Raw genomic sequence first — 25,620 nt, forward strand, 5'->3', positions numbered from 1 at the left:
GGGGCGACCTCTTGCACGGCCCAGCGGCCGACGACGAACATACGTTCGCCGTACATTTTTTCGCAGATGAATTAATGAAACGTCAAGCAAAGTCCTGCAACAAGCGGCATGTCAGAAACGCGTCACTCCACTGGCCACGGCAACAGCGATCCCCACCACCCCCACGAACCCAGACACTACGACCGCCTTATCGCACACCATGAGTGACATGGCGCCAGGCACTCACGGCCCGCAGAAGGATCTCCAGGAGTATGCGGGCTCGCCACAGGCGCTGCCGAATGAGGGCCGGTGCCTCGTGGCGTTGACCAACGCCCGCGACGAGTAAGGGCTTCACTCCCACCGATGCCCTGTAGACCTGCGCCCCGAGCGGCCCGGAACGTGGTCGCCCTCGTCGACCGGGCGCATTTCCGGGCACGGCAGTTGCGGGCCCAGGGCCACCCGCCACACCTGGGACCCCGCTCACCGCCCCCCGACACGACCCCGGCCGACGCTAGGGTGGTCCTGGTGGACACCCGAGCAGATGACCGGCGCCGTGCTCAACAGCCCCGACGCGGTACGGGTAGAGACGGACACGGTCACGAAGGATCTGCTGAGTTCCTGGCTGACCGCCATGGTCCGGGACGCCGGCGCCGAGCGGTACACCCTCCAGGCCGACGGTGCTGTTGATGATGGCGGTGCGGTCGCCGCTGCCAGTGCCGAAGAACATCTGCGGCTGGTGGTCGACGAAGAGCATGACCGCGTTGTCCGGGGTGAGCAGGTCGGGGCCGGGGGCAGCCTTCACCTGGGCGAAGTCGACCATGAGGGGTTCCTCTCTGACAGGAGTGTGACCGCGCCCGCGGGGAAGCGCGGGGCGGATGGAGCGGCGACGCCTCGGGCCGCCGCTGGTTGGCAAGGTGGACGGACCGCTCTCCCGCGCACCGGTCGGGGCGGGATTCGGCGGCCTGACGCCACATCAACGAAGCTAGTCCGGTGGGACGGCCGCTTCTTTCCTCACGGCGCCCTGTGCTGTTCCCGTACTGCACAGCACCGGACGTGCTCATCCGCTCCCGCGATTTCTGCCTGTGTTTCTGCCTGGAGAGAGGGATGGTCCGCTGCTTGGCTGTTCGGTGCGGGCGGGAACCCGGGCCTCGCCGAAGCGGTCCGGTTGCGCTCCAGCGAGGTCGCTGCCCGTACGACGAGCCGTCCGGCCCTGCCGGGCACCGGCCGCCACCTTCCGGGGAGGTGGAGCCGTCCGTCCTGTTCCCGTCCGTTGCAGCCCTGGAGTCATTTCCCCTGGGGGGAGAGCAACTTGAGTTTGGTGTTGACGACCGCTTCCGTGCCGGACCGGGACAAGGTCGCGTACTGGAACGATGCGGTGAGCAGGACGCTGGTGCCGATGACGGTCGCCCCGCGGGGCGACGGCCCGTTCGACGGCCGGATCGCCACCGACCGCCTGGGGTATCTCCAGGTCTCCACCATGGAGGCCGACGCGGAGCGGGTCAGCCGCACCCCGGCGCTGATCGCCCGATCGTCCGAGGCGCTGATGGCGGTCGGTGTCCAGATATCGGGCACGGCCACCTTCATTCAGGACGGCCGGCGGGCCGAGGTAAGCGAGGGAGATCTCGTGGTGTACGACACGACCCGGCCGTACTCCTTCGACTATCCGCAGCGGTTCGCCACGCACGTCTTCCAGTTGCCCCGCCGCATGCTGGGCGTTCCGGACAGCGACATCCGTCAGGTCACGGGGAACGCCATCGGTACCGGGGACGGCTTCGGCGCGATGCTGCTTCCGTTCCTGGCCACCCTGGCCTCCTCGGCGGACGGCTACCCGCCGGCCGTCGCGGACCGGCTGGCCGGCAACGTCGTCGACCTGTTCGCCACCCTGATCGCCGAGCGGGCCCACCCGGACGGCACGGACGCCGACACCGCCCGCAGCCACCTGCTGCTGCGCGTCCGCGACCACATCAACCGGAACCTGGGCGACCCGGACCTGTCACCGGAGAGCATCGCCCGGACGCACCGGATATCCGTCCGCTATCTGCACCGGCTGTTCGAAGGCGAGGGGACCACCGTCAGCCGGCTAATCCAGCAACGGCGCCTCGAGGAGTGCGGCCGCGAACTGGCCCGCCGTGGCAGGACAGTCCCCACCGTGTCCGCCGTGGCCCAGCGGTGGGGCTTCGTCAACCCCGCCCACTTCAGCCGGGCCTTCCGCGCCGCCTACGGCGTCTCCCCCCGTGAATGGCGCCACCTGCGCACTGCCCAGAACGACGGTGGGCGGTCCCCGGCGCTCACCTCGGCGCCGTCGTCCACCGTGGCCGACCGACCGGGGGCTGACCTCACACCGTCCGGGGGGTAAGGTGCCCGCTCGGAGCCGTGCGGGCCGCCCTGCGCCCGCGGCGGCAGTGCCCCGGCCCGGTAGCCGCACCATCACGTTCGGCCGCGCGACCCGGTACCCGGTGCACCGAACAACCCTTTTACCTCAAGTTCCCTTGACCCTCTCCGCAGGAGACCGTGTGACCGACTTCGCCCCTTCGTCTGTTCGGCACCCGGTCCTGGACCACCCCACCCGAGTGTTCGTGGACAGGCACACCTGCCCGCCGTCGGCGCACGACCAGGACCCGGTACAGGCCCGGCTGAACCTGGCCCGTCTGCAGGGCGAGGACGAGCCTCTCGACGATGAGGCCACCTCCACGGAGTGGTTCACGCTGCCGGGCGGGCCGACCGGTCACGTACGGGTGAAGGTTGTCAGGCCCGCCGACAGCTTCGGCGACATCCCCGTCGTGCTGTTCCTGCACGGGCTGGGCTGGGTCCTGGGCGACGCCGGCACCCATGAGCGCCTGGTCCGCGCGTTCGCCCTCGGTACGGACGCGGCCGTGGTCTTCGTCGACTACGAGCGAGCCCCCGAGGCGCAGTACCCCATCGCCGTCGAGCAGTGCTACGCGGTCGCGAAGTGGATCTGCGAGCGAGGCGGCGAGATCGGTCTGGACGGAAGCCGGATGGCCGCCGTGGGCGACTCGGCGGGTGGCAACCTGGTCGCGGCGCTGACCCTGCTCGCCAAGGAACGCGGAGGGGTGCGGCTGCTGCAGCAAGTACTGCTCTGCCCGGTCACCGACGCCGACTTCGACACCCCCTCGTACCAGGAGTTCGCCAAGGGCTATTTCCTCGGCCGCGAGACCATGCGCTGGTTCTGGGACCAGTACCTCCCCGACGTACGCCGGCGCAGCGAGGCCACCGCATCACCGCTGCAGGCCTCCCTGGAGCAGCTCACCGGACTCCCCCCGGCACTGGTGCTCACCAGCGAAGCCGATGTGGTACGCGACGAGGGTGAGGCCTACGCGGCCAAGCTCCGCGCAGCCGGCGTCGCGGTGGTCTCCATGCGCTACCACGGGACGATCCACGGCTTCATGGTGCTCGATCCGCTGCGCGACACCAACGCGGCCCGCGCCGCTCTCGTCCAGGCCCTCGACACCGTGCACGTCGCCCTGCACCGGCACCGCGGCTGATTCCTCCGCTCCAGGACAGGTGCACGAAGGTGCGCCCACGGCACATCCCCCGTGCGCGAGCAGGCAGGTGCCGCCGACCGTACCGGGTTGGCTTCGGGATGCGGCCGCGGGACGGACAACGGACCGGCAGGAGCCGCAGAACACGCCCGAGAGACGAGGAAGACCACTGTGGAACCCTTCAAGATCGTGGCTGTTTCGGCCGGCCTCAGCCAGCCCTCGTCGACACGCCTGCTGGCCGACCGACTCGCCGAGGCGACCCGACGGTCGCTCGAGGAACGGTCGCCCCGCCCCGTCGACGTGCGGGTCGTCGAACTGCGCGAGCTGGCCGTCGACATCGCTCACAACCTGGTGACCGGATTCCCCGGCCCCGCGCTGCGCGCGGCGGTGGAGGCGGTGACCGGCGCGGACGGCGTCATCGCCGTGACACCGATCTTCAGCGCCTCGTACAGCGGGTTGTTCAAGTCCTTCATCGACGTCATCGACAACACCGAGCTGATCGCCAAACCGGTGCTGATCGGGGCCACGGGGGGCACGGCCCGGCACTCGCTGGCCCTGGAGCACGCACTGCGCCCGCTCTTCGCCCACCTGTGCTCACATGTGGTCCGCACCGCGGTCTTCGCGGCTTCCGAGGACTGGGGCGCGGGCGACGCCCAGTCCGACAGCCTGGGCGTGCGCATCACCCGAGCCGGTCAGGAACTGGCCGAACTCGTGCTCCAGCAGCCGAGCGGCGCCAAGTCCGATGCCGCCCTCGTCCCCTTCGAGCAACAGCTGACGAAGCTTCGGATCGCGCAGTAGGAGCCGTCCCGCGGGCCGCACCACCTGGCAGCGACCTCGGTCAGCCGCCGTAAGATCCTTCTCGCCGCTGGACGCCTCGCCGTGTTCGGGCACGATGTCGGAGCCGTTCGGGTGCAGGCGGTGCGAGGGGCGCCGGGCGCCCCGGGGCCGGGGGAGTCAGTGGCTGGGGTCCTCGCCGCGCGCCATCGCTTGCCCGCATGTGCCGGCGCACCGGTCGCAGGGCGGCGGGGGCTCGCGGGCCGTGGCCGCCGAGTCAGCGGCACGGACAGGTCAGAGGCAGGGCACCGATGGACAAGGCGGCCAGGCTGATCGCTCTTAGTGTCCTGTGCGTGGCTGCGGCTCCACTCCGTCGGATGCCGCCGCGCGCAGGTCCGGCCCGGCGAAGCCCTCTGGATCGGCTTCCGCTGACATGCAAGCACCGGGCCGGCGCACCACACATGTTGGCCGCCCCGTCCGTCCAGGGGCGATCCGTCCGACCGCACCCTTAGGAAGTGAATCGTGGACTCACCGATCTCCCGGCGTACTGTCACCGTTTCCCTGCTCGCCGGCGCCGCCGTCCTGGGAATCCCCGGCGTCGCGTCCGCCGTACCCGGGCCGGCCGCCGGCCGACCGGAAGATACGGACCAGCAGCCGGCCAGGCCCACCATCGTCCTGATCCACGGCGCGTTCGCAGACGCCTCCAGCTGGAGCGCTGTCATCACCCGTCTCCTGCGGCAGGGACACCGCGTCCTGGCGCCGGCACTGCCGTTGCGCGGACTGGCGAGCGACGCCGCCTACATCCGCAGCGTCCTGGACAGCGTTCCGGGCCCGATCGTGCTCGTCGGCCACTCCTACGGCGGATCGGTGATCAGCGCGGCCGCGGCCGAAGCTCCGCAGGTCAAGGCGCTGGTCTACGTAGCCGCCTTCGTCCCCGACATCGGCGAGAGCGCGCTGGAGCTCACCGACAAGTATCCCGGCAGCACCCTGGCACAGGCCACCTCCACGCAGCTCTACCCCCTACCGGGCGGCGGTGAAGGCGAGGAGCTGATCATCAAGAGAGACCTGTTCCGCGACCAGTTCGCGGCGGGCATCCCGGTGGCCACCACGCGGGTGATGGCCTCGGGCCAGCGCCCGATCACCCTGGCCGCGCTCCAGGAAAAGGCCACCGCGGCCGCGTGGAAGAAGATCCCCAGCTGGTACCTCGTAGCCGGAGAGGACCGCAACATCCCACCGGCCGCCGAGCGGTGGATGGCCGCCCGCGCCGGCGCCCGCACCGTGACCGTCCGCGCACCCCACGCGGTCGCCGTCAGCAACCCCGACGTCGTCACCAGCCTGATCCTGCGTGCCGCCCGCACCGTCCACTGACACACCGAAAGCGCGCCCTTGACACGCGGCCTCCCTCCTGGAACAGCGTGCTGAACAACGCAGCGCCACGAGGCTCCCGTGGTGAACGGCGGCCTACGTCGTCGGTCCACGTCGGGAGCCTCGTCGCTTTGCCCCGTACGGCGGTCAGTCCGGTGTCACGCGGAGCCAGGGGTGACGTCCGCTGCTGGACGGTCCTGTCGAGTCGCCCTCGTCGGCGGACCAACGTGTCGGCCCCCTCGCAGCCGGCCCGTCACTCGCCGCCCGCCAGGAGTTCGGCCACAACGCGGTCGATGTCGATGTACTGTCCCTCCGCGCCCGGTGGCACGACCATGCGGGCCCGCTCGAGGAACGCGGTGACCGCCGAAGCGGCGATGTCCAGCACGGCGGCCCCCGCCGGAGACCTGACGACGATCCGCACCGAATGCCGTTGGCAGCCGTGCCGGGGTATCACCAGGACATCTCCGACACCCGTCGGCCGGCGCATTCCCTCCGACAGGAGACTGCGCGCAAACACCCACTCGACCGTGCCGGTCGACGTCGTGCCGAGGGAGAGGCACACGGCGTAGGGGTCCGACCTGTCGTAGCGCAACTCGGCGGGCAGTGACACCGGCGGTTCGTCCGCGACGGCGATGTGCGCAACCACCTCATGGGTGACCGAGGTTTCGGCGGCGCTGGGAAACGGCTGAGTCATGTCTTACCTCGTTCAGCGAATTGTTGGAGGGAGCGTCTGTGCGCATGACGCTAAAACCGCTGGTGAAAAAAGCTTGCCGAGGAACGTACGAAGCGTTGCCCGCGGAAGCACCGAGTGCGGACGCCGGCGCATTCGCTCCTGGTCAGTCGTTGCCCCCGGGCGAGTGCCCTGGCCAGCGGCTTCCGGCACGACTTCACATGACGTGCGGGGGTCGACTCGTGTCCGCGCATCCCCCAGCCCCCGACCAGCGACTCTCTGCCGGCCTATACCATGTGTGGTCGCCGACTGACGCTCAGAGACAGGGGGTTTCCCGGGGCCGCCTGATAGGGGCCCAGGTCCGCGTGTCACGTCGGAGCGGTTCGGGTGCAGGCGGTGCGAGGGGACAGGGTGGGGCGGGGTGGCCGACGCGAGTGGTGCGGAGTTCGGGTCGCTGCTGCGGCAGTTGCGGTTGGAGGCGTCACTGACGATCGAAGCACTCGCGGAGGCGTCGGGGGTGAGTGTCCGCGGAATCGGGGATCTGGAGCGGGGGCGGCGGGCGACTCCCCAGCGGGGAACGGTCGCCGCACTCGCGGACGGACTGGGGCTGGGCGAGGCGGAGCGGGAGCGGCTCCTGGCCGCCGCCCGATCCGGCCGCAACCCCCGCCACCACCCAGCCGGGTTGCGCGCCTTCCCCCGCGGCATCGACGACTTCGTCGGCCGGGAGACGGAACTGGCACAACTGACGGCACTGGCCGGGCAGGCGGCCGCCGGGTCGCCGGTGGTGGTGGCTGTGTCCGGGCCACCCGGGACGGGCAAGACCACCCTGGTCCTGCACGCCGCCCGCGAGCTGGCCGACGGCTTCCCCGGCGGGCAACTGGTGGTCGACCTGCGTGGCATGGAGGACAACCCACCCGGCCCCGCCGAGCTGATACTCCGCGTGCTGAAGGCGTTGGGGGTGGCCGACCGGGACCTGGCCAAGGCGGGCCCGCAGAGACACCCGGAGCTGTACCGGCAGGCACTGGCCGAACGACGCTGCCTGCTGGTGCTGGACAGCGCCCGTGACGAGGCGCAGGTCCGGCCGCTCCTGCCGAGCGCGGGTGCGGCCATGGTGGTGATCACCAGCCGAAGGATGCTCACCGGCCTGGAGAGCATCCACCGCCTGCCCCTCGGCGAACTCTCCCCCGCCGACGCCGCCACCTTCCTGACCGCCCTGGTCGGACGAGAACGTGCGGACGCCGACCCGACCGCGCTCGCCGAGGTCGTCGACCGGTGTGCCCACCTGCCACTGGCGCTGCGCGTGGCGGGCAACTGGCTGGCCACCCGCACCGGCTGGACCGTGCGCCGCCTCGCCGACCGCCTCGCCCTCGAAGAACGCCGCCTGGACACCCTGACCGCCGGCGACCTCCACCTCTCGTCCGCCTTCGACCTGTCCTACCGCCAGCTCACCCCCACCGCCGCCCGCCTGTTCCGGCTCCTGGCACTGGTCGACGGTCCCGACGTCAGCGCCGCCGGCGCAGCCCAGCTCACCGGACAGCACCTCTTCGACACCGAGGACACCCTCGAGGAACTCGTCGAGACCGGCCTGCTCGGCACCGACCAGGACCGCTACCGCTTCCACGACCTGCTGCGCCTGTACGCCCGCAGCCGACTGAGAGCCGAAGAGCCCGACGGCAAGGCGGAGACGGCCCTGTCGGCACTGCGCCGCTGGCTGCTGGAGACCGCCGTCGTGGCCGGCCGCTGGTACGAACCCGACCACGGCGCCCCACCGGCCACCTGGCAGGGCACCGTCGACCTGTCCACCGCCGAGCACGCCCGCCAGTGGCTCCAGGCCGAAGGCGACAACTGGCTCGCCGCCCTCCGCGCGGCCGCCACCGCAGGCGCCCACGCCACCGTCGTCGAGGTCGCCGAAGCCCTGCACTGGTTCTCCGACCAATGGATCTTCTGGGGACACTGGCCCGAGGTCTGCCGTACCGCCGCGCACTCCGCCCAGGCCCTCGGCGACCCCCGCCTCGAAGCCTTCCACCTCAACAACCATGCCTGGGCCCTGCTGATCTGCGAAAGCCGCCCCCGCGACAGCCTCGAGCGCTCCGCCCAGGCCCTCGCCGCCGCCCAGCGCGCCGGAGACCTCCCCCAGCAGGGCTGGGCCCACAGTTACACCGCCTGGGCCCTCGGTCTGCTCGGCGATCACACCGCGGCGGCACATCACAACCACGAGGCAGCCAGGCTCTTCGAAGCCGCCGGCGACCTCCACGGCACCCTCCACGCCATGAGCAGTACAGCCCAAACCCTTCTCGTGGCGGGCCGGTACGAGGAATCCATCGCGGAGAACATCCGCGCCCTCGCCTTCCTGGAGCAGGCCAACGACCGTATCGAACGGCACAGCGCCGACTTCAATCGTGCGAACCTGCAGACGTCCATCGGCCAAGCCCACATCTTCATCAAGAACTGGTCCGAGGCCGCCGACCACCTGCGCACCGCCGTGAACCTCTGCCGCACCAGCGGCCATCCGGGGCTGGAGAGCCGCGCCCTGGCCCACCTCGGCGACGCCCTGCTGGCCGCCGGGCACCGCGACGAGGCCCGGGACGCCTTCACCCAATGCCTCACTCTCGGCTCGGCAGCCAACCCCCAGCACGTCGCCACGGCCCGGGAACGCCTCGCCGACCTCGACGCCCGGTGAACCGCCGGGGTCCCTCAACCGCCGACGCCCCTCAACGGACCGCAGTCCGCCCGCCGCCCCGCGCGGTGACGACGGCGGCCAGCAGCGCCACCAGCAGGATCCCTGTGACCAGGGCCGGCGCCGGGGAAAGGGCGGCCAGGAGGACCAGGACGGTCGTAAGCAGGAAGGGCGCCCCCTCTGCGCTTCGCCTGTGGTGGGGCCTCAGATGCAGCGCCCACACGGCGGCCAGGAAGACGGCCGCCGGTACGGCGACCATGGCGCCCGCGGCCTGCGGGGTGATGTCGGCGCGGTGGGTGACCCGGTCGGCGTTGACGGCCAAGCCCGCCCCGACGGCGGCCGCGGACGCGAAGATCAGGTAGTGGCCGTAGGCCCACGGGAACCTTCTGCCGGGCCCTCGGTGCGTGGTGGCGAGCAGGGTGTGGGCGGGCCGGGCGAAGTACAGCCACCACATGGCGAAGACCGTCAGCAGGCCGCCCGCCGCCACCGCGCACAGCGGTCCGCTGCCGCGATGCTCGTCGAATGCGGTGCGGACGGCGGCCGTCGCGGAGGCGACGGACTCGCCGAGCACGATCAGCGTGAACAGCTCGTACCGCTCGGCGATATGGTGCGGATGCCAGGGCGTCATTCCGGCGGACTGCGCCCACACCGGGACGCAGACCTCCGCCACCACCAGCACCGCGATGCCCGCCGGGCGGATTCCCCCGGGCAGGAGCAGCAGCCCCACCCACCCGATCTGGCATGCCACCACCCCGACGGCGAAGCGCAGTGCGGTCCTGCGCCGCAGCGGGTCCGCCCGCGCGGCGCGCAGCCACAGCCCGGCCAGCGCGCCGCGCATCACGACGTATCCCAGGGTGATGATGCTCAGGTCGTCTCCCTCGAACGCCCGTCGCACCCCTGCCGCGAGGATCAGCGATCCGGTGATCTGGACGAACACCGTCAATCGATACGGGGTGTCGTCCGGGTCGTAGGCGGAGCCGAACCAGGTGAAGTTCATCCACGCCCACCACACGCTGAAGAAGACGATCGCGAAGTGCAGCACACCCGCCGCGCCGTGCCCCCCGGCCACCGCGGCGCGCAGTCCTGCGGACGCCTGGCTCACAGCGACCACGAAGCACAGGTCGAAGAGGAGCTCCAGTGAGGTCGAGACCCGGTGCTTCTCCCCGGGATCCCGGGCTCGCATGGCGCCCTCCCGGCGCCGCTGCTCCGCAGCCACATGACGCGTCGTCATACCAAGGCCGTGCTGGGCACGCAGCCCCGGTACGGGCACTCGCCCCCGACGAGTCCCGCCTCCCCCATGACCGCGTCCGGCCCGGCCTCGGCCAGGGTGCCCGCGAGGTACTCCCGGCTCGTCCCCGGGCCGACCGCGACCACGTCCGTCTGCTCGCTCACGCCCGTCCTTCTCCTCCGGTGACGGCTCGCCCGCCCGATACGGGAGCGGCCGCATGCCGACGGTAGGCCGGTGCGGCGGCGCCGACGTGTCCGTCAGCGCCCGCGACCTTGCCCGAGAGCGCACCGTCGTACGCGGTCACTTCTCCAGGAAGGCGAGGAGTGCCGCGTTGACCTCCTCCGCGTGGGTCCACAGCAGGCCGTGCGGGGCACCCTCGACCTCCACGTAGTCGGCGGAGGGGAGTGCCCGGTGGAACAGGCGCGCGGTCCCCTCGGCGGGCAGGATCCGGTCGGCCGTGCCGTGCAGGATCAGGGCCGGCACGTCGATGGCCGGGATGTCGTGCCGGAAGTCGGTGTACCAGGTCGACGGCGCAGCGGCGGCGGCGAAGAAGCCGCCGCCCGCCGCCACGTTCCAGCTGTTGCGGACCGCCTCCTCGCTGATCCTGGTGCCGAGGTTCTCGTCGAGGTTGTAGAAGTTCGCGAAGAAGTCGGTGTAGTACGCGTAGCGGTCCGCCTTGACGGCCGCGACGACGCCGTCGAAGAACTCCTTGGGAGCGACCCCGTCCGGGTTGTCGTCGGTCTTGAGCAGGTACGGCTCGAGCGAGGCCAGGAAGGCGACCTTGGCCACCCGGGCGGAGCCGTGGGCGGACACGTACCGGGCGACCTCGCCGGTGCCCATCGAGAACCCTACGAGGACAGCTTCCCGCAGGTCGAGGGTCTCCAGCACCGTGTTCAGGTCGGCCGCGAAAGTGTCGTAGTCGTATCCCGTCGTCGGCCGGCTGGACTGCCCGAAACCGCGCCGGTCGTAGGTGATCACGCGGTAGCCCGCTTCGAGCAGCACGGCGCTCTGCCGCTCCCAGGAGTGGCCGTCGAGCGGGAACCCGTGAATGAGGACGACCGGCTGACCGGTTCCGTGGTCCTCGTAGTAGAGGTCGATGGGGGTGGAGTTCTCCTGGCCCACAGTGATGTACGGCATGGGTGTCTGCTCCTTCGTCGGGGAGTACCTGAGCGTCACGGAATGCCGCCACGCTAGGAGGGGCTCCCACCGCTGCTGTCCCCCACGCGCACCGCCTCTTGCCCGCGAGTGCCCTCCGGCACCGATTGCCCCCATGAACCGAACTCATGAGCAAAAACGTCGAGTTGGGCGCGGGCAGACCAGAAACAGGTCACCGACGGCAAAGTGCTGTGCCGAATCGCCCATAGCGTCCTGTCCGAACCTACGGCTCCCGATCCGGCCGGACGGCCGCGCGCCCAGGTCCGGCCTGCCCAGCCCTATCTCGCAGGAGGCAGACAGCCATGTCCGATGATCTCACCACTCCGGTCACGCCCGTGTTGGAGACGGCCGCCGCGGACTTCGCCGCGGCCACCGCCAACCCGCCCTACCTGTTCCAACTGCCGCCCGCCGAGGGGCGCAAGGCGGTCGACGAGGTGCAGTCCGGCGAGATCGCCAAGCCGGCGGTCGACGAGGAGTGGATCACCGTCCAGGGCGGCCCCACCGGTTCCGTCCGCGCCCGCATCGTCAAGCCCGCCGGTGCCACCGGCGTGCTGCCCGTCATCATCTACATCCACGGCGCCGGCTGGGTGTTCGGCAACGCGCACACCCACGACCGCCTGGTGCGCGAACTGGCGGTGGGTACCGGGGCCGCGGTGGTGTTCCCCGAGTACGACCTCTCGCCGGAGCACCGCTACCCGGTCGCCATCGAGCAGAACTGGACCGTCGCCCGCTGGATCGTCACCGATGGTGCGAGCAAGGGCCTGGACGCCACCCGCATCGCAGCCGCAGGCGACTCGGTGGGCGGCAACATGACCGCTGCCCTGACGCTCATGGCCAAGGAGCGCGGCGGTCTCCCCCTGGTCCAGCAGGTGCTGTTCTACCCGGTGACCGACGCCTCGTTCGACACGCCCTCGTACCACCAGTTCGCCACGGGGTACTTCCTGCGCCGCGACGGCATGCAGTGGTTCTGGGACCAGTACACCACCGACCCCGCCGAGCGGGCCGAGATCACCGCCTCCCCGCTGCGGGCCACCACCGACCAGCTCGCCGGCCTGCCGCCGGCGCTGGTCATCACCGGCGAGGCCGACGTCCTGCGCGACGAGGGTGAGGCGTACGCCAACAAGCTCCGCCAGGCCGGGGTTGCGGTGACCGCCGTCCGCTACCAGGGGATCATCCACGACTTCGTGATGCTCAACGCGCTGCGCGGCACCCACGCCGCCGAGGCGGCCATCGCCCAGGCCGTGCACACCCTGCGCACCGCGCTCCACGCCGACTGACCCACGCTCCGTCCTTCGAAAGGAAGTTGAACCATGTCACGTCCCGACAGTCCGACCGTCGTCCTGATCCACGGCGCGTTCGCCGACGCCTCCAGCTTCGCCCGCGTCATACCAGAGCTGCTCGACCGCGGCCTGAACGTGGTGGCCCCCGCGGTACCCAACCGCAGCCTGCTCGGCGACTCCGACTACATCGCCTCGGTCGTCCGTCAGATCCCCGGACCGGTCGTCCTGGTCGGCCACTCCTACGGGGGCGCCGTGATCACGGTCGCGGGAGTGGAGGAGAACGTCAAGGCGCTGGTCTACCTGGCCGGTTACGCTCTCGCGGAGGGAGAGAGCCTGGGTGAGCTGCAGGGCGGTTTCCCCGACTCCGACCTGGCCGCCGCGCTGGTCTACACGCCCTTCCCGATCGAGGGCTCCACCGAGTCCGGCACGGACGTCTCGGTGCAGGTCGACAAGTTCCACGCGATCTTCGCCGCCGGCGTGGACCCCGATCTCGCCGCGGTCCTCGCCGTCTCCCAGCGCCCGCTGGCCGCACAGGCCTTCGGCGAGAAGGCCCCGGCCGCGGCCTGGAAGACCAAGCCCTCCTGGGGCCTGGTCGCCTCGTCCGACCACACCATCAACCCCGATGTGGAGCGCTACGGCTACCAGCGGGCCGGCATGACCACCGTCGAGGTCGACTCCTCGCACCTGGTGATGCTCGCCCATCCCCGGCGCGTCGCCGACCTGATCGAGGAGGCCGTCCGCGCCGTCAGCTGACCAACCGCGGGCCTGTCTTCGGCGCAGCGCTGAGGCCCCCGTGGTGAACGGCGACTTGGAAAAGTCGTCCGTCCGCCGCGGGGGCCTCTCCTTTGGGCAACCAGGCCTGCAGGCGTCAGGCAGACGCCGCCGACCCGTCTCCGGGCTCAACCCGCGGACAGGCCGCTCCTCGCTCGCCGGGCGAGCCGCCTGCGTTCCGCCTCGGTCAACCCGCCCCAAACACCGTATGTCTCACCCAGCGTGAGCGCGAACTGCGCGCACTTCTCCTGTACGGCGCAGGTCCAGCACACGCTGCGCGCTCGCTCCTCACGGCTGCGCCGGTCGGTGAAGCCCTCTCCGTGAGGGGAGTAGAAAAGGGTGCTGTCCAGGTCCCGACAGGCCGCCTCACGCTGCCAAGCCCACAGATCGACAAGGGGGCGGTTCCCCTTTTTCGCACGCATCGATCACACCAACTTCCATTCGGTATGGTGGCCAATTGACCCGCCCGATGCAGCTGATCGGACTGCTCATCACGCTAGAGGAACCGGCCCCTACCGCATGATCGAGTGTGCATAACCACCACACCCCCTGCGAACTGCTTTTTCGCAGGGGGTGTCAGCGTCAGGATGCGTGGACCTGTTGACGGCGGGGAATGTCAGCCCAGTGCCTTGTGGAGCCACTGCCTGACGTCCCGGGTTACCGGGTCGGCGATGTCGGCGAATTCGCCGTGCTTCTGCAGGAATCCCGCCACGTAAGGGCAGACCGGCACGACGCGCTTTCCTGTTTTGCGTACGTCGGTCAGGGCCTGCTGGACCAAGCGGGACGCGAGACCCTGTCCGGCGAAGGTCTCGTCGATTTCGGTGTGGTAGAAAACGCGCTGCTCGTCGCGGTCCAGGTACTCGGTGAAACCGGCGAGTTCGCCGTCGACAAGGATCTCGTAGCGGTGTTTGTCATCCGCTCGTTCGACGACGGGAGTTGCGGGCGTGGCCATGGGATGCCTTTCAGGTACTGGGGGTGCGGGATTCCTGCCCGGGTCGATGGCGGCGTTGGGCAGGGAGAGCGGGCGCGCGGTCCCCGCCGTGGCCTTCGCGGTGAACCGGAGCATGTCCGTCACAGGAAGCAGGGGTCGTACAGCTCCGTGCCGCCCTCCGGGGTCAGACCGCGCCGCACGCGCCACTGCCGGTGCAGTTCCGACTCGGCAACGGCCTGCCCCAGCAGCTCCGCCTGCCGGACACCGGAGCTGCGCGGCGCGCCGGCGGCCTGGTAGCCGCCGAAGTGGGCCACCGGGCTCCACTCGGGGCTGACGGCCGGGAGTTCCTCCGCCATGCCCTCGTACTCGGCTTCGGCATGCACGATCCGGCCGCCGACCACGGTCAGCACGGACTCGATGTGCGGGATGTCCTGCTCCGGCACGGTGAAGTAGTCGTCGGACAGGACCGCCAGGTCGCCGTAGTAGCCGGCTCGCAGGATGCCCTTGACATCCTCCTCGCCGGTCAGTGCGGCACCGGCGCGGGTGTACATGGCCAGCGCGGTCTCCCGGTCGACGCGGTTCTGCGGTTGCCGGAGGGCCAGGCCGCCCAGGGTCCGGCCGGAGACCAGCCAGTGAAGGGCGACCCAGGGGTTGTAGCTTGGACCCGGGTGGCGTCGGTGCCGGCGCCGACGGTCAGCCCACGTTCCAGCATGGCCCGCACCGGCGGGGCCTCCGCGGCCGCGCCAAGCTCGTCGTCGGCACCCTGCTGTCCACCACCTGGATCCTGTCCGCCAACAGTTGGATGCAGGACCCCGTGGGGTTCACCGAGGTCGACGGCCAGTTCCGGGCGAACGACTGGTGGCACGTGCTGTTCAACCCGGCGTTCTCCTACCGGTACCCGCACATTCTGCTCGCGGTGCTGATCAGCGCCAGTTGGTTCATCGGCGGGATCGCCGCCTGGTATCTGGTCAAGCGGCGTGCGCTGCCCTTCGCACGCCGCACTCTGTCCATCGCCCTGGGGGTGCTGGCCGTCCTGATGCCCGTGCAGCTGTACATGGGGGACGCCACCGCCGTTTTCATGGGTGCACACCAGCCGGCGAAGCTGCAGGCCTTCGAGGGCAACTGGAAGACCGACAACAACGGCTACAACCTGCTCGTGGTGCCCAACTCGGACAAGGGCAGGAACGAGTTCCATGCCGAGATACCGCACCTGGGCGCCGTCATCGGCAAGGATCTGTCCGGCAAGGCGAACGTCCCTGGGCTGCTGCAGACGCCGAAGGACGAGCGCCCCAACATGTGGTCCGCCTTCTACGGCTTCCGGGCGATGTACTTCACCGCTCTGGTGATGTTCGGCATGGCCTTCGCCGGAGTGGTGTTGCGGCTGCGCGGCAAGCTGTACACGGCCCGTCGGTTCCACCGGCTCATGGTCTGGATGGCCCCCGCCGGTGTGGTGGCCATCAGCGGCGGCTGGATCACCGCGGAGACCGGCCGGCAGCCCTGAGTCGTCTACGGGCTGATCCGCTCCAGTGACGCCGTCTCCCAGCTCTCCGTCGGCGCGGCGATCGCCGGCCTCACCGGCTTCGTCGCCGTCTACGCGCTGCTGCTCGGGCTGTGGATCCGCTACATCGTCCGCACGGTGCGGACCGGCCCCGAGCACCTGGTGACCGACGACGGCACCACCGTCCACCCCTCGGAGGTCAGCCATGCTTGAGTACGCGTCATACGCCTTGGTCCTGCTCGCACTCGGTGCCTATCTGCTGCTCGACGGCTACGACCTCGGCATCGGCATCCTGAGCCTGTTCGATCGCAGCGACCAGCGGCGCAAGGAGTACAACGAGCTGATCGCCACCGCCTGGGACGCCAACGAGAGCTGGCTCATCCTGGCGGGCGTGGCGCTGTGGGCGGGCCTGCCCGGTGTCTATCTGCCGCTCATAGGCATGCTGCTCGCCATCGTGCTGCGCGGCACGGCCATCGAGCTGCAGAGCGCCGCCTCCGGCTACCGGCGCGGTTGGGGGCTCGTGTTCGGGATCTCCTCACTGGTGGCCACTTTGTGCCAGGGGCTCGTGGCCGGGGCCATGCTGTCCGGACTGCCCCACCGCGACGGGGTGTTCACCGGCGGCTCCTGGGACTGGCTGACGCCCTACAGCGTGCTGTGCGCCCTGGGGCTCGCGGCCGTCCACCTGCTGGCAGGTGCCGCATGGCTGCAGGACAAGACCACGGGTACAGCCCACGACCGGGCGGGTCGAGTGGGCCGACCACTGCTCGTGGGGGTCGCGGTGGCCTCCGTCGTCCTGGGATTCGGGCTCCGACTCGCCGACCCACAGCACCTGCGTTTCGACCAGCCGCTCCGCGCGGCCCTGTTCGGCCTCGCAGTGGCGGTGACCGTCGTCTGCGGGGCGATCGCCTGGTACGGCTTCGGCCGCCGACCGGACTGGCGTCCTTTCGCCGCCGTGGCCGGTGCGGAGGCCGCGGGCCTTCTCGCGCTCGTCGCCGTCACCGCACCCGTCGTCGTCCCTCCCGACCTGACCGTGCACGCCGCGGCCGGCCCGCACGGGTCGCAGCTGTTCCTGCTCATCGGAGTGGGCGGGTGCATGCCGGTCGTCCTGGCCTACAACGTCTACGCGTGGTGGGTCTTCCGCGGGAAGTTCGCCCAGCCACCGGCCCACACCGACGCGGCCGGCCCATCCGACACATCGGCTGCTGCGGAGCGGCCCGCGGCGGCTTCACCGACCGCGGGTGACGGTCCGTGGGCGGCCGTTGTCGCCCGGCGCGTGCTCCTGACGCTCCTGGCCGTCGCGGTAGCCGCCCTCTCGCAGGACGTCTTCGGTGGCGTCCGCGTGTGGATCGCCCCGGCTGGGGTCGCGGTGTGCTGCGTGACCGCACTCGCCGTGTGGATCCGATCCGACCGCCGCTCCGCGGCCGCCGGCGAATTCGACCTCCGGGCAGCCGAAAAGTGAACGACATCTCCGACCAGCTCGCCCGGCTCGGCCGGGACGACGAAGGGCAGCAGCGGACAGCCAGGCTCCTCACCGCATGGGCGGCGGTCGGCGAACCCGCGTTCCGGCAAGCCGGCACTCTGCGGGGACTGGCGGCCGTGGGCCATGCCGTGGGTGTCGGCGACGACAGCACCCTTTGGTCTACGGTGATCGACCCGCACAGCGTCATCCTGGTCACCGGGCCCAACGGCAGTGGCAAGAGCACCCTGCTGGAGACTCTGGCGGGACGCATCACCACAGCCGCCCCCGGGTCGGTGCTGCTCGGCGGCGTGCCCGTCGAGTCCCTGCCCGCCCGTACGATCGCCGATACGCTCACCCTCGTTGAGGCGGAAGACTGGATCGCGGACGCGACCGTCGCCGAGAACCTCCGGCAGGCCGCCCCCGGCGCGAACGACGACACGCTCCGGGCCGCGCTGGCGGCCGCGGCCTTGGAGCAGATTCCCCTCCACACCCCGACGGGCCCGCTGGGCAGTGCGCTCTCACAGGGCCAGCGACGCCGCCTGGTGATCGCGAGAGCGGTGCTCCGGGCCCCCTCGGTTCTCCTGCTCGACGAACCGACGGCCGGCCTCGACGACCACACCGCGGTGCGGATGCTGACGGGTGTCCGCCGCGCCCTGCCGGACAGCGCGCTGGTGATCGCCCTGCCGGAACGGCACCACGAACTGCTTCCCTTCACCCCCACCGGCACACTACGGCTGCAGTCAAGTTCCCGACAGCCACCGAGAGTTCGGGGCCAGTAGGACTCCGTCAGGTCTGGGCTGGGTCCCGGTGGCCGAGATGACGACGTCTTGCTCGCCTCGTCTGCCTGGTCCGGCTGCCCGACGAGCCGCCCACGCCCGCTTCCTCGAACGGCCGAACAGGCCTGGCTCCAGGGGGAGATCGAATAGGTCAACGAAAAGCCTTCCAGGACACCGGGAAAGAAAAGATTGAGTATATCCGGGCCCGGCCGGACGAAATTGCGTCCCGACACCGGACACATCCGCTCTGCTCTCATTCTGCGGCGCACCGAACAGCCCCGGCAAGCGTGATCAGCAGGACATTCGTGAGGCTGCGCAAATGAGAAGCAGCACCGCCACCAGGGACGTCGGAAGCACCGGCGCGAAATGCACACTTAACAAAGAAATCGTTGACACCCGATCGAACTCCGGCGGCTAATGGATCGTCCACGCAAATGCATGGACGATCCATTCTCTTTTCCATTCGCCCGAATTGAGGGCCCGTCATGACAGGTGATGCGTGAGAATAGTCAAGCGCGTCGGGGGCACACCCCACGTTCCCCGCGCACTCCGCCGCGGCGCCGCGGTCCTGGGCCTCACAGCCCTGGCACTCGTCGGCGTCCAGCCCGCCGCCCAGGCCGAGACCCCGGCCGGCTCCGGTCCCACCGCCGCCACCACAGCCACCGCCACCGCGCCGACGCGACTGGCCACGGAGCCCGGCACCGCCGCCGTACCCACCTCCGACGAACCCGCTACCGACGAACCGGCGGCCGACCTCGAACCCGTCTGCGGCGCCCCCGCCAAGGGCCATGCCCGCTGCTACGCGATGCGCGCCACCGACGAAACGCCCGTGATGCGGCTGAGCGCGGCGCAGACACCGGACGGGCTCGGCCCGCAGGACATCCAGAGCGCCTACAGCCTGCCCTCGGACGGCGGTTCCGGGCAGACCATCGCCATCGTCGATGCCTATGACAACCCCAACGCCGAGGCGGACCTGGCCGTCTACCGCAGCCAGTACGGGCTGCCGCCGTGCACCACGGAGAACGGCTGCTTCAAGAAGGTCGACCAGCGTGGCGGCACCAACTACCCGACGACCAGCGAGGGCTGGGCGGGCGAGATAGCCCTCGACCTCGACATGGTGTCCGCCGCGGCGCCGAACGCGAAGATCCTGCTCGTGGAGACGGACAACGATGGCCTCGAGAACCTCGGGGCAGGCGTGGACCTGGCCGTCTCGATGGGCGCCAAGTACGTCTCCAACTCCTACGGCAGAGACGGTGACTTCGCGACCGACGCGGCCACCTGGGGCAGCCACTACGACCACCCCGGCGTCGCTGTCGTCGCGGCCAGCGGTGACTACGGCTACGGGGTGGCCTTTCCCTCCACCCTCTCCACGGTGACCTCGGTGGGCGGCACGAATCTGGTCGCCGACCCGGACAGCCCCCGTGGCTGGTCCGAGACCGTGTGGCAGCGGGACTTCTTCGGGCCGGGCTCCGGATGTGCCGCCTACCAGCCCAAGCCCGACTTCCAGAAGGACACCGGCTGCGCGGGACGCAGCGTGGCCGACGTCTCGGCGGTCGCCGACAACCTCGCCGTCTACCACACCTTCGGCTCGACGGGCATCGGCTGGATGCGCTACGGCGGCACCAGCGCCTCGACTCCGCTGATCGCCGCCATCTACGCCCTGGCCGGCAGCCCGCGCCCCGCCACGTACCCCAACTCCTATCCCTACGGGTCCCAGGGCGCGGGCCTGAACGACATCACCACCGGTTCCAACGGCACCTGCGAGACCGCCTATCTGTGCACCGCGGGCGCCGGTTACGACGGTCCCACCGGTCTCGGCACGCCGTCCGGTCTGGCCGCCTTCCGCAGCGGGCCCAGCGGCACCCTGTCCGGCGTCGTGACCGACGCGAAGACCGGGAAGCCCGTCGCCGGGGCCACCGTCGGATCCGGTGCCGACGTCGCGACGACCCTCGCGGACGGCACCTACTCCCTCAACCTGCCGGCCGGCACGGTCGACGGGCTCACGGTCAAGATGTTCGGCTACACGACCACCGAACCGATCACCGTGGAGATCGCCGAGGACCAGACCCTGACCCACGACTTCACCCTCCAGCCGCTCCCCCGCGTTCACGTCCGGGGGACGGTCAAGGACGGTTCGGGACACGGCTGGCCGCTCTACGCGCGGCTCTCGGTCGAGGGTTCGCCGGAGGCCGCGGCATGGACCGACCCGGCGACCGGTGAGTACGACATGCTGCTGCCGAAGAACGCGGACTACTCCCTGGACATCACCGCCGCGCTGCCCGGCTACGAGGCCGTGACCCGCGAGGTGACGGTGGGCGGCCGCGCCGTGACCGCCGACGTCTCCCTGACCGCCGACCCGGACGCCGCCACCGCCGTCGGCTACACCCAGCAGGTCACCGACCACACCGAGCCCTTCGACTCCAGCACCGCCGCCCCGACGGGATGGACGGTGACGAACGCCGAGGGCACCAGCACCGGCTGGCAGTTCGACGACCCGATCCAGCGCGGCAACTACACAGGGGGCAGCGGCGCCTTCGCCGTGGTCGAGAGCGACAACGGACCCTTCGGTCCGCACCAGGACAGCTATCTGACCACCGCCGCCTACGACCTGTCGGACGCTCAGTCCGCCGAGCTCACCTTCGAGACCGCCTACCTGGCCAACATCAACAACCAGCACATGACCGTGGACGCCAGCACGGACAATGGCGACACCTGGGAGAACGTCTGGGCCGGACCGAAGGTCAGCGGAGGTGAGCAGAAGCTGACCGTGCGGGTCCCGCTGCAGAAGTACGCCGGCGAGTCCTCCGTGAAGCTGCGCTTCCACTTCGTTGCGAATTGGGGCTACTACTGGGCCATCGACGACGTGAACGTCCTGGCCCGGACGATGCTGCCGGTCGCCGGCGGACTCGCCGTCGGCACGGTGCGCGATGCGGGCACCGGCAAGGGCGTGGTGGGCGCCACCGTCGCGGACGCCTCCGCTCCGGACACCGGAGCCCTCACCACCACCACCCCGGACGACCCGGCCGTCGGTGACGGGTTCTACACGCTCTTCCTGGCCGACCCGGGCCGGCACACCCTGACCGTCGGCGCGTCCGGGTACGACACGGTCACCCGCGGAGTCGTGGCGCGGGCCGACCGGGTGATCACGGAGAACGTCAGGCTGAGAACGGACGGCTGATCTTCGGCCCCCTGATCCGCGCCCGTATGCCGATCCCGCGCCCGGGCGCAAGGCGGCGCCGCACCCCCACAAGGGGTGCGGCGCCGTCCGTTGCCTGTGCTGTGTTGTCAGTACCTCATCCGCTGCAACCCGTTCGCCCACGGATTGACGAGGTACACCGTGCGGGTCTCGGGGTCGAGGTGGAGCCCTCGGCGGGAGGTCGACTCGAAGTTGGTGAGGCCTCCCATGGTGTTGACGAGATTGGCGAGGGGGTGCCGGGCGAGGACCTTTCCGGTGTCGGGTTCGACGACGGTGATCTCGCTGAGGGCGTTGTTGTCGCCGGTGGTGGCCTCCTCGTAGAGATGCGCGACGACGGCCACGTTGTTGCGCGTGTCGAGCGCGGGCCAGACCACGCCTCGGGTGCCCAGGTCTGCAGTGGTGCCGGTGGCCAGGGTGTGCTGGTCGGCGGCGCGCCAGGTGCCGGTCGGGAAGGAGCCGCTGTTGTAGTCGGGCGTGGCGGGGCCGGCGGCGACGTAGATCTTGTCGCCCTTGCCGTCGGGCACCAGGCCCGCGGTGCACTGCGGCATGGTGCCCATCGGGGACACCGTGCGGGCCTCGGGGTCGAAGCTGACGGCGGCATAGGGGACGCGAGCGTTGAGGCAGGGGCCCTGGGTACCGGTGGTGGCGACGAAGAAGGTGCCGGTGGACGCGTCGACCGAGACATTGCTGAAGGCACGGCCGGGGCTCGACTGGTTGACGGGCAGAGGCTCGGAGACCTCGCCGCTCTTCATGTCGACGGTCCACAACTGATCGATGCCGGAGACCGCGTTGTACGTGACGATCACGGCACGATGCCGGTCGGGGTCGACGGCGCCGCCCTGGTAGTAGACGGACTTGGTGCCCGCCTCCGGGTCCAGCGTGGTGGTCCTGACCTCGGCACCTGTCTCCGTGTCACGCAGGTCGACCTCCGGAAGGACGCCTCCCGCGTACGGCCTGTGTGCGATGAGGGTGTTGCCGGTCGTGGCGTCGGCGCCGACCACCATGCGCATCATCGGCGTGCCGGTGCCGGTATCCGTGGCGACGGCGGAGCCGAGGCTGCCGTCGGCCAGCGAGTAGCTGGTGACGCCGCCGCCGGTGAGCTCGCTGTCCTCGGAGAAGACGTCGGTGGCGAGCAGCGCCGTGTCGCCGGTGACCTCGAAGTTCTCCAGGACGCCGGAGACGAGGTCGCCGTCGAGGTACTCCAGGAAGGAGGTCGGGGAGGCTTGGCCCACGGGCTTGCCGTCCCGGGTGGCGATGATCCGTACGGGGTACTGGAGGCCGGTCGGCAGGCCGAGCGCCTTCAGATCCAGGCTGGTACGGCCCTTGGCGGACGGCAGCGCCCGGAACAGGGTGGAGGCGTGGTCGACACCGTTGTCGTCGCGTCCGCTGCCGTTCTGATTGGTGGTGGTGTTGAGCGCGCCGTACAGGGTGGGCGCGGGGGTGAGGAATTCGATGGCGGCGCCGTTCGCGCCCCGCGCGCCGCTCGCGTCCCAGGAGACCGTCAAGGTGCGCTGCCCGTACGTGAGTTGTGTCGAGTACCCGGTGGCGGAGCCGTGGCCGAGCTGAGGCGCCTCGGGGCGCTGGTCCGCGTCAGCGCCGACGGTCAGGGCGCGGAAGTCGCCGTACACCTGTCCGCCGTGCAGGGTGATGCCGACGCCGTAGAGGCCCGCGCCGCCCGGTTCGAAGGCGGTGGCGGGGATGGTCACGGTGCCCTTGGTCGCGGTGAGCGGGGTGCTCCAGGTGGCGCGCCACTTGTCGGCGGTGGTGAACGGCGTCCAGTGCCCGACGGACGAGAGCACCAACTCGGGGTCGGTCGTGTCGCGCAGGCCGGTCAGGTCGTAGTGGACGGTCACGGACCTGCCGAGCGGGGTGGTGCCGGGCGCGGTGGGCGCCTGAGGCTGACTGTAGGTGCCGTCGGTGGCGGTGAAGGTCAGTGTGCGGCCCGCCGAGGCGACGACGCGGCCGTGGTCGAGTGCCTCGAAGGTGACCTTGAGGCTGCGGGACTCACTCGAGGTGAGCGGCAGCCCGGCGGCGGCGAACAGTTCGCGGGGCAGGAGGCGCAGGCTGGGGCCGGTGGCGGGGATGGTTTTGCCGCCGTCGACGCGCAGCCGGTAGGTGAGGCCCTCGCGGGCGCCGGTGAGGTCGAGGCCGAGGGTGATCGGGGAGACGGCGTTCTGGCCGATGCCGTTGCCGTCGTCGTCGCGCGGTCCGCCCAGGTCGATGGCGTCCGGGTCGGTGGCCTCCACGAAGTTGGTGGTGGGTGTGACGGACATCAACTGCCGTTCCGCGACCGAGAGCCGGGCCGCGGCGGGGGTGATGTCGTGCTTCTCGGCCAGGACCTTCTCGACGGCGGCGGTGACGTCGAGCTGCGGGCCCATGGTCAGTTCCTGGTCGGCCTGCGGGGGCTGGGCGAGCGGGCGCCCGGTGTCGACGAGCAGGTCGCGGACCTGACGCGGGGTGAGCTTCTGCCCGGTGGCCTCGGCGGCCGACAGGACGTTCGCGGCCGCGGCGGCGATCATCGGGGCGGAGGCCGAGGTGCCGCCGCTGAGGACGACGCCGGTGCCGCTGGGGATGTGGATGAGCGAGGGCAGGTTGTCGCCGGGGGCCGCGAGGTCGATACGGCTGCCGAAGCCGGAGGAGTAGCCGGCCGAGCCGTTGTAGCGGGTGGTGGGGTAGGCCGAGGTACGGACGTCGCCGGAGGTCAGGGTGTCGTCGGTGGTGCTGCCACCGGCGGCTATCACGCCCGTGTCGCGGACCTTCGAGGGGACGGTGGTGGCTGCGACGTCGTCGATGCCGGTCTCGGACTTGACGCTGGTGGTGCGCTCGGTGGGGGTGCTGCCGCCGTCGGGTCCGACGGAGACGGGCAGGCCGAGCCGGGTGCCGTCGTTGGAGGAGACGACCACGACGATGCCCGAGTCCACGAGCTCGCGCAGGGTCTCGCGTATCTCCGGGTCGTCCTCCAGCCAGCGCGACGGGAAGCCGATGGAGCCGTCGGTGCCGAAGCCCAGGCTCGCGGTGATCACGTCGGGCCGGGGCTTCTGGGCGGCGGCGGCGCGCAGGGCGGCGGCGATGCCCGTGGTGGACGGCTCCTCGGGGATGACGAGGCGGTAGTCGGCGCCGGGGGCGATGCCGAGCAGGTCGGTGGCGCCGCTGCCGGTCGCCCCCGGGCGCTGCCGGTCGTGCGGCAGCGGGGCCATCATCGAGAAGTCGAGGAGGACTTCGCCGAGGTTGGGGTCCTGCCCCTCGATGGTTCCGGCCGGGTCGAGGTGGCCCTCGTTGTCGCTGGTGTAGGTGGGGATCAGCGGCAGGGACGGGTAATCGAGGTAGCGCCGGCCGTCTTTGACGATCGTGGTGGGCCCGTACTGCTTGACGTACGCGTCGCCCGCGTCGGCCATGGACTGGTCGGTGAGGTCGCCGAGGGAGACGTTGGTGATGATCTGCCCGGCGCCGGGGAGGGCGTTCAGGTAGGTCGCGGTGTCCTGGAAGGCGCCAATGGCGTTGACTCCGCCGGCGTTGAGGTACGACTGGAAGGACGTGGTCAGGCCCGCGTTGGTGGGCAGGGCGCCGGCGACATCGTTGTCGTCGGGGGCGGCGTCGGGCGCGGCTTCGGGTGCTGTTTCAGGCGCGGTGGAGCGTGCGCCGGCCGCCGCCGGGGCGAGGTCGTCGATGGCGGAGCGGACCTGCTCGGGCAGCTCGACGGCGCCGGTGTTCATGGTCTGGGGGCGGACGGCGGAGGAGGCCGAACCGACGCCCGACTTGACCTGATACGGCGTCGACTTCGCCGCGTCGGCTCTTCGTTGCAGCAGTCCAGCGGACGGAGTGAGCTGCTCGCCGAGCCCGCTGCGGCCTGTGCTGCCGGGCACGGGGAAGAGGCGGGTGGTGCCGTCCTTGGCGGTGAGTGTGCCGGTGCCGTCGTCGCTCCAGCGGACGATCGAGCCGTCGGCGAGGGTGATGCTGTGGGTCGCGGACGAGGAGGCGGAGGCGACGGCCTGCGAGCCGGGCCGGGCGGACCCGGCCGCACGGGCGGCGGGGTCCGCCGTGACGGCGATGAGCAGGGCCGCGAGCACCGCGACCGGTGCTCTGAGATGGCGTGGTGACATGCGACGCCCTTCAGGAAGGTTCTTCGCGGGAGGAAGAAAGGGGGACGTCCAGCCGCGTCTTCGGGACTGGTGGGGCGTGCGGGTGTCGTGCGAGTGCGTGCGGGTGGGGTGCAGGTTGTGTGATCAATCTCCCGGGACGCGGCGGCCGGAACAAGACCGCCGGCGCGCGCGTTCGCGCAATTGCCCACATGTGCTGAGTCGTCCTAACGGACCTACTGTCGGAGCCCGTTGAGCGTCAGCATCGGTTCGGACCGGCCTCGC

At 70.7% G+C, this 25,620-nt stretch carries 17 protein-coding genes and 3 pseudogenes; 11 read left to right on the top strand and 9 right to left on the bottom strand.

The annotated features are described in order from the left end of the window. Positions 1 to 616: 616 nt before the first annotated feature. A pseudogene (locus tag ABT114_RS37605) lies at positions 617 to 799 on the bottom strand (hydrolase); the annotation flags it as partial. A gap of 489 nt (positions 800 to 1,288) precedes the next feature. On the opposite strand from ABT114_RS37605, the gene ABT114_RS37610 reads away from it, so the two are divergent. From ABT114_RS37610 to ABT114_RS37625, 4 genes are all read left to right on the top strand, one after another. Next, positions 1,289 to 2,335: an AraC-like ligand-binding domain-containing protein gene (locus ABT114_RS37610; protein WP_502988457.1), complete on the top strand. Its 1,047-nt coding sequence runs from the start codon at positions 1,289 to 1,291 to the stop codon at positions 2,333 to 2,335. A gap of 157 nt (positions 2,336 to 2,492) precedes the next feature. Then, the gene (locus tag ABT114_RS37615) at positions 2,493 to 3,482 is read left to right on the top strand and encodes an alpha/beta hydrolase (RefSeq protein WP_351147937.1); all 990 of its coding nucleotides are present in this window, start codon (positions 2,493 to 2,495) and stop codon (positions 3,480 to 3,482) included. Between the two features lie 168 nt (positions 3,483 to 3,650). Then, entirely contained in the window at positions 3,651 to 4,277 is a 627-nt protein-coding gene (locus ABT114_RS37620; RefSeq protein ID WP_351147939.1) for an FMN reductase, read from the top strand. A gap of 498 nt (positions 4,278 to 4,775) precedes the next feature. Then, positions 4,776 to 5,621 (top strand): alpha/beta fold hydrolase, encoded by an 846-nt coding sequence (locus ABT114_RS37625; RefSeq protein WP_351147942.1) that lies wholly within the window; start codon positions 4,776 to 4,778, stop codon positions 5,619 to 5,621. Positions 5,622 to 5,871: 250 nt separating this feature from the next. Here the strand turns inward: ABT114_RS37625 and ABT114_RS37630 are convergent, their stop codons facing one another. Then, a complete protein-coding gene (locus tag ABT114_RS37630; RefSeq protein WP_351147945.1) occupies positions 5,872 to 6,312 on the bottom strand; it encodes an SsgA family sporulation/cell division regulator in 441 nt (146 codons plus the stop codon). A 397-nt stretch (positions 6,313 to 6,709) separates the two neighbouring features. Here ABT114_RS37630 and ABT114_RS37635 point away from each other — a divergent pair, with 397 nt between their 5' ends. Next, complete coding sequence (locus ABT114_RS37635) at positions 6,710 to 8,968, top strand: ATP-binding protein (protein WP_351147947.1); 2,259 nt, start codon at positions 6,710 to 6,712, stop codon at positions 8,966 to 8,968. Between the two features lie 31 nt (positions 8,969 to 8,999). Here ABT114_RS37635 and ABT114_RS37640 read toward each other — a convergent pair whose 3' ends face one another. The 3 genes from ABT114_RS37640 to ABT114_RS37650 form a co-directional block, all read right to left on the bottom strand. Beyond that, positions 9,000 to 10,196 (bottom strand): low temperature requirement protein A, encoded by a 1,197-nt coding sequence (locus tag ABT114_RS37640; RefSeq protein ID WP_351147949.1) that lies wholly within the window; start codon positions 10,194 to 10,196, stop codon positions 9,000 to 9,002. Next, the gene (locus tag ABT114_RS37645; RefSeq protein WP_351147951.1) at positions 10,193 to 10,357 is read right to left on the bottom strand and encodes a hypothetical protein; all 165 of its coding nucleotides are present in this window, start codon (positions 10,355 to 10,357) and stop codon (positions 10,193 to 10,195) included. The genes ABT114_RS37640 and ABT114_RS37645 overlap by 4 nt, the downstream gene beginning before the upstream one ends. Before the next feature lie 136 nt (positions 10,358 to 10,493). Then, a complete protein-coding gene (locus ABT114_RS37650; protein WP_351147954.1) occupies positions 10,494 to 11,330 on the bottom strand; it encodes an alpha/beta fold hydrolase in 837 nt (278 codons plus the stop codon). 320 nt (positions 11,331 to 11,650) lie between these two features. Between ABT114_RS37650 and ABT114_RS37655 the strand changes: the two genes are divergently transcribed. After that, positions 11,651 to 12,625, top strand: coding sequence for an alpha/beta hydrolase (locus tag ABT114_RS37655; RefSeq protein WP_351147956.1), 975 nt, complete (start codon positions 11,651 to 11,653; stop codon positions 12,623 to 12,625). A gap of 33 nt (positions 12,626 to 12,658) precedes the next feature. Beyond that, positions 12,659 to 13,381: an alpha/beta fold hydrolase gene (locus ABT114_RS37660; RefSeq protein ID WP_351147959.1), complete on the top strand. Its 723-nt coding sequence runs from the start codon at positions 12,659 to 12,661 to the stop codon at positions 13,379 to 13,381. 146 nt (positions 13,382 to 13,527) lie between these two features. Here ABT114_RS37660 and ABT114_RS37665 read toward each other — a convergent pair whose 3' ends face one another. The 3 genes and pseudogenes from ABT114_RS37665 to ABT114_RS37675 form a co-directional block, all read right to left on the bottom strand. Continuing rightward, entirely contained in the window at positions 13,528 to 13,821 is a 294-nt protein-coding gene (locus ABT114_RS37665) for a WhiB family transcriptional regulator (protein WP_351147961.1), read from the bottom strand. Between the two features lie 194 nt (positions 13,822 to 14,015). Beyond that, positions 14,016 to 14,465: a GNAT family N-acetyltransferase gene (locus ABT114_RS37670; protein WP_351148206.1), complete on the bottom strand. Its 450-nt coding sequence runs from the start codon at positions 14,463 to 14,465 to the stop codon at positions 14,016 to 14,018. Positions 14,466 to 14,470: 5 nt separating this feature from the next. Then, a pseudogene (locus tag ABT114_RS37675) lies at positions 14,471 to 15,075 on the bottom strand (amidohydrolase family protein); the annotation flags it as partial. Positions 15,076 to 15,132: 57 nt separating this feature from the next. On the opposite strand from ABT114_RS37675, the pseudogene ABT114_RS37680 reads away from it, so the two are divergent. The 4 genes and pseudogenes from ABT114_RS37680 to ABT114_RS37695 all read left to right on the top strand — a co-directional run bounded on the left by ABT114_RS37680 (position 15,133) and on the right by ABT114_RS37695 (position 21,241). Then, positions 15,133 to 16,041, top strand: a pseudogene (locus ABT114_RS37680) (cytochrome ubiquinol oxidase subunit I). Further along, on the top strand, positions 16,034 to 17,287 hold the full coding sequence (locus tag ABT114_RS37685; RefSeq protein ID WP_351147963.1) for a cytochrome d ubiquinol oxidase subunit II: 1,254 nt from the start codon (positions 16,034 to 16,036) through the stop codon (positions 17,285 to 17,287). The pseudogene ABT114_RS37680 and the gene ABT114_RS37685 overlap by 8 nt, the downstream one beginning before the upstream one ends. Further along, positions 17,284 to 18,066, top strand: a complete 783-nt coding sequence (locus ABT114_RS37690) for an ATPase, T2SS/T4P/T4SS family (RefSeq protein WP_351147966.1) — start codon at positions 17,284 to 17,286, stop codon at positions 18,064 to 18,066. The genes ABT114_RS37685 and ABT114_RS37690 overlap by 4 nt, the downstream gene beginning before the upstream one ends. Before the next feature lie 496 nt (positions 18,067 to 18,562). After that, positions 18,563 to 21,241, top strand: a complete 2,679-nt coding sequence (locus tag ABT114_RS37695) for a carboxypeptidase regulatory-like domain-containing protein (RefSeq protein WP_351147969.1) — start codon at positions 18,563 to 18,565, stop codon at positions 21,239 to 21,241. A gap of 107 nt (positions 21,242 to 21,348) precedes the next feature. Here the strand turns inward: ABT114_RS37695 and ABT114_RS37700 are convergent, their stop codons facing one another. Further along, the gene (locus tag ABT114_RS37700) at positions 21,349 to 25,359 is read right to left on the bottom strand and encodes a S8 family serine peptidase (RefSeq protein ID WP_351147972.1); all 4,011 of its coding nucleotides are present in this window, start codon (positions 25,357 to 25,359) and stop codon (positions 21,349 to 21,351) included. Positions 25,360 to 25,620 lie beyond the last annotated feature (261 nt).

Origin of the sequence: Streptomyces sp. NPDC002088, assembly GCF_040296605.1 — a bacterium.
Lineage (GTDB): Bacteria > Actinomycetota > Actinomycetes > Streptomycetales > Streptomycetaceae > Streptomyces.

Coding starts and splice junctions, on each gene's coding strand:
- ABT114_RS37655 (WP_351147956.1), top strand. CDS start 11,651: ATGTCCGATGATCTCACCACTCCGGTCACGCCCGTGTTGGAGACGGCC.
- ABT114_RS37660 (WP_351147959.1), top strand. CDS start 12,659: ATGTCACGTCCCGACAGTCCGACCGTCGTCCTGATCCACGGCGCGTTC.
- ABT114_RS37685 (WP_351147963.1), top strand. CDS start 16,034: ATGCTTGAGTACGCGTCATACGCCTTGGTCCTGCTCGCACTCGGTGCC.
- ABT114_RS37700 (WP_351147972.1), bottom strand. CDS start 25,359: ATGTCACCACGCCATCTCAGAGCACCGGTCGCGGTGCTCGCGGCCCTG.
- ABT114_RS37650 (WP_351147954.1), bottom strand. CDS start 11,330: ATGCCGTACATCACTGTGGGCCAGGAGAACTCCACCCCCATCGACCTC.
- ABT114_RS37630 (WP_351147945.1), bottom strand. CDS start 6,312: ATGACTCAGCCGTTTCCCAGCGCCGCCGAAACCTCGGTCACCCATGAG.
- ABT114_RS37640 (WP_351147949.1), bottom strand. CDS start 10,196: ATGACGACGCGTCATGTGGCTGCGGAGCAGCGGCGCCGGGAGGGCGCC.
- ABT114_RS37665 (WP_351147961.1), bottom strand. CDS start 13,821: ATGCGTGCGAAAAAGGGGAACCGCCCCCTTGTCGATCTGTGGGCTTGG.
- ABT114_RS37670 (WP_351148206.1), bottom strand. CDS start 14,465: ATGCTCCGGTTCACCGCGAAGGCCACGGCGGGGACCGCGCGCCCGCTC.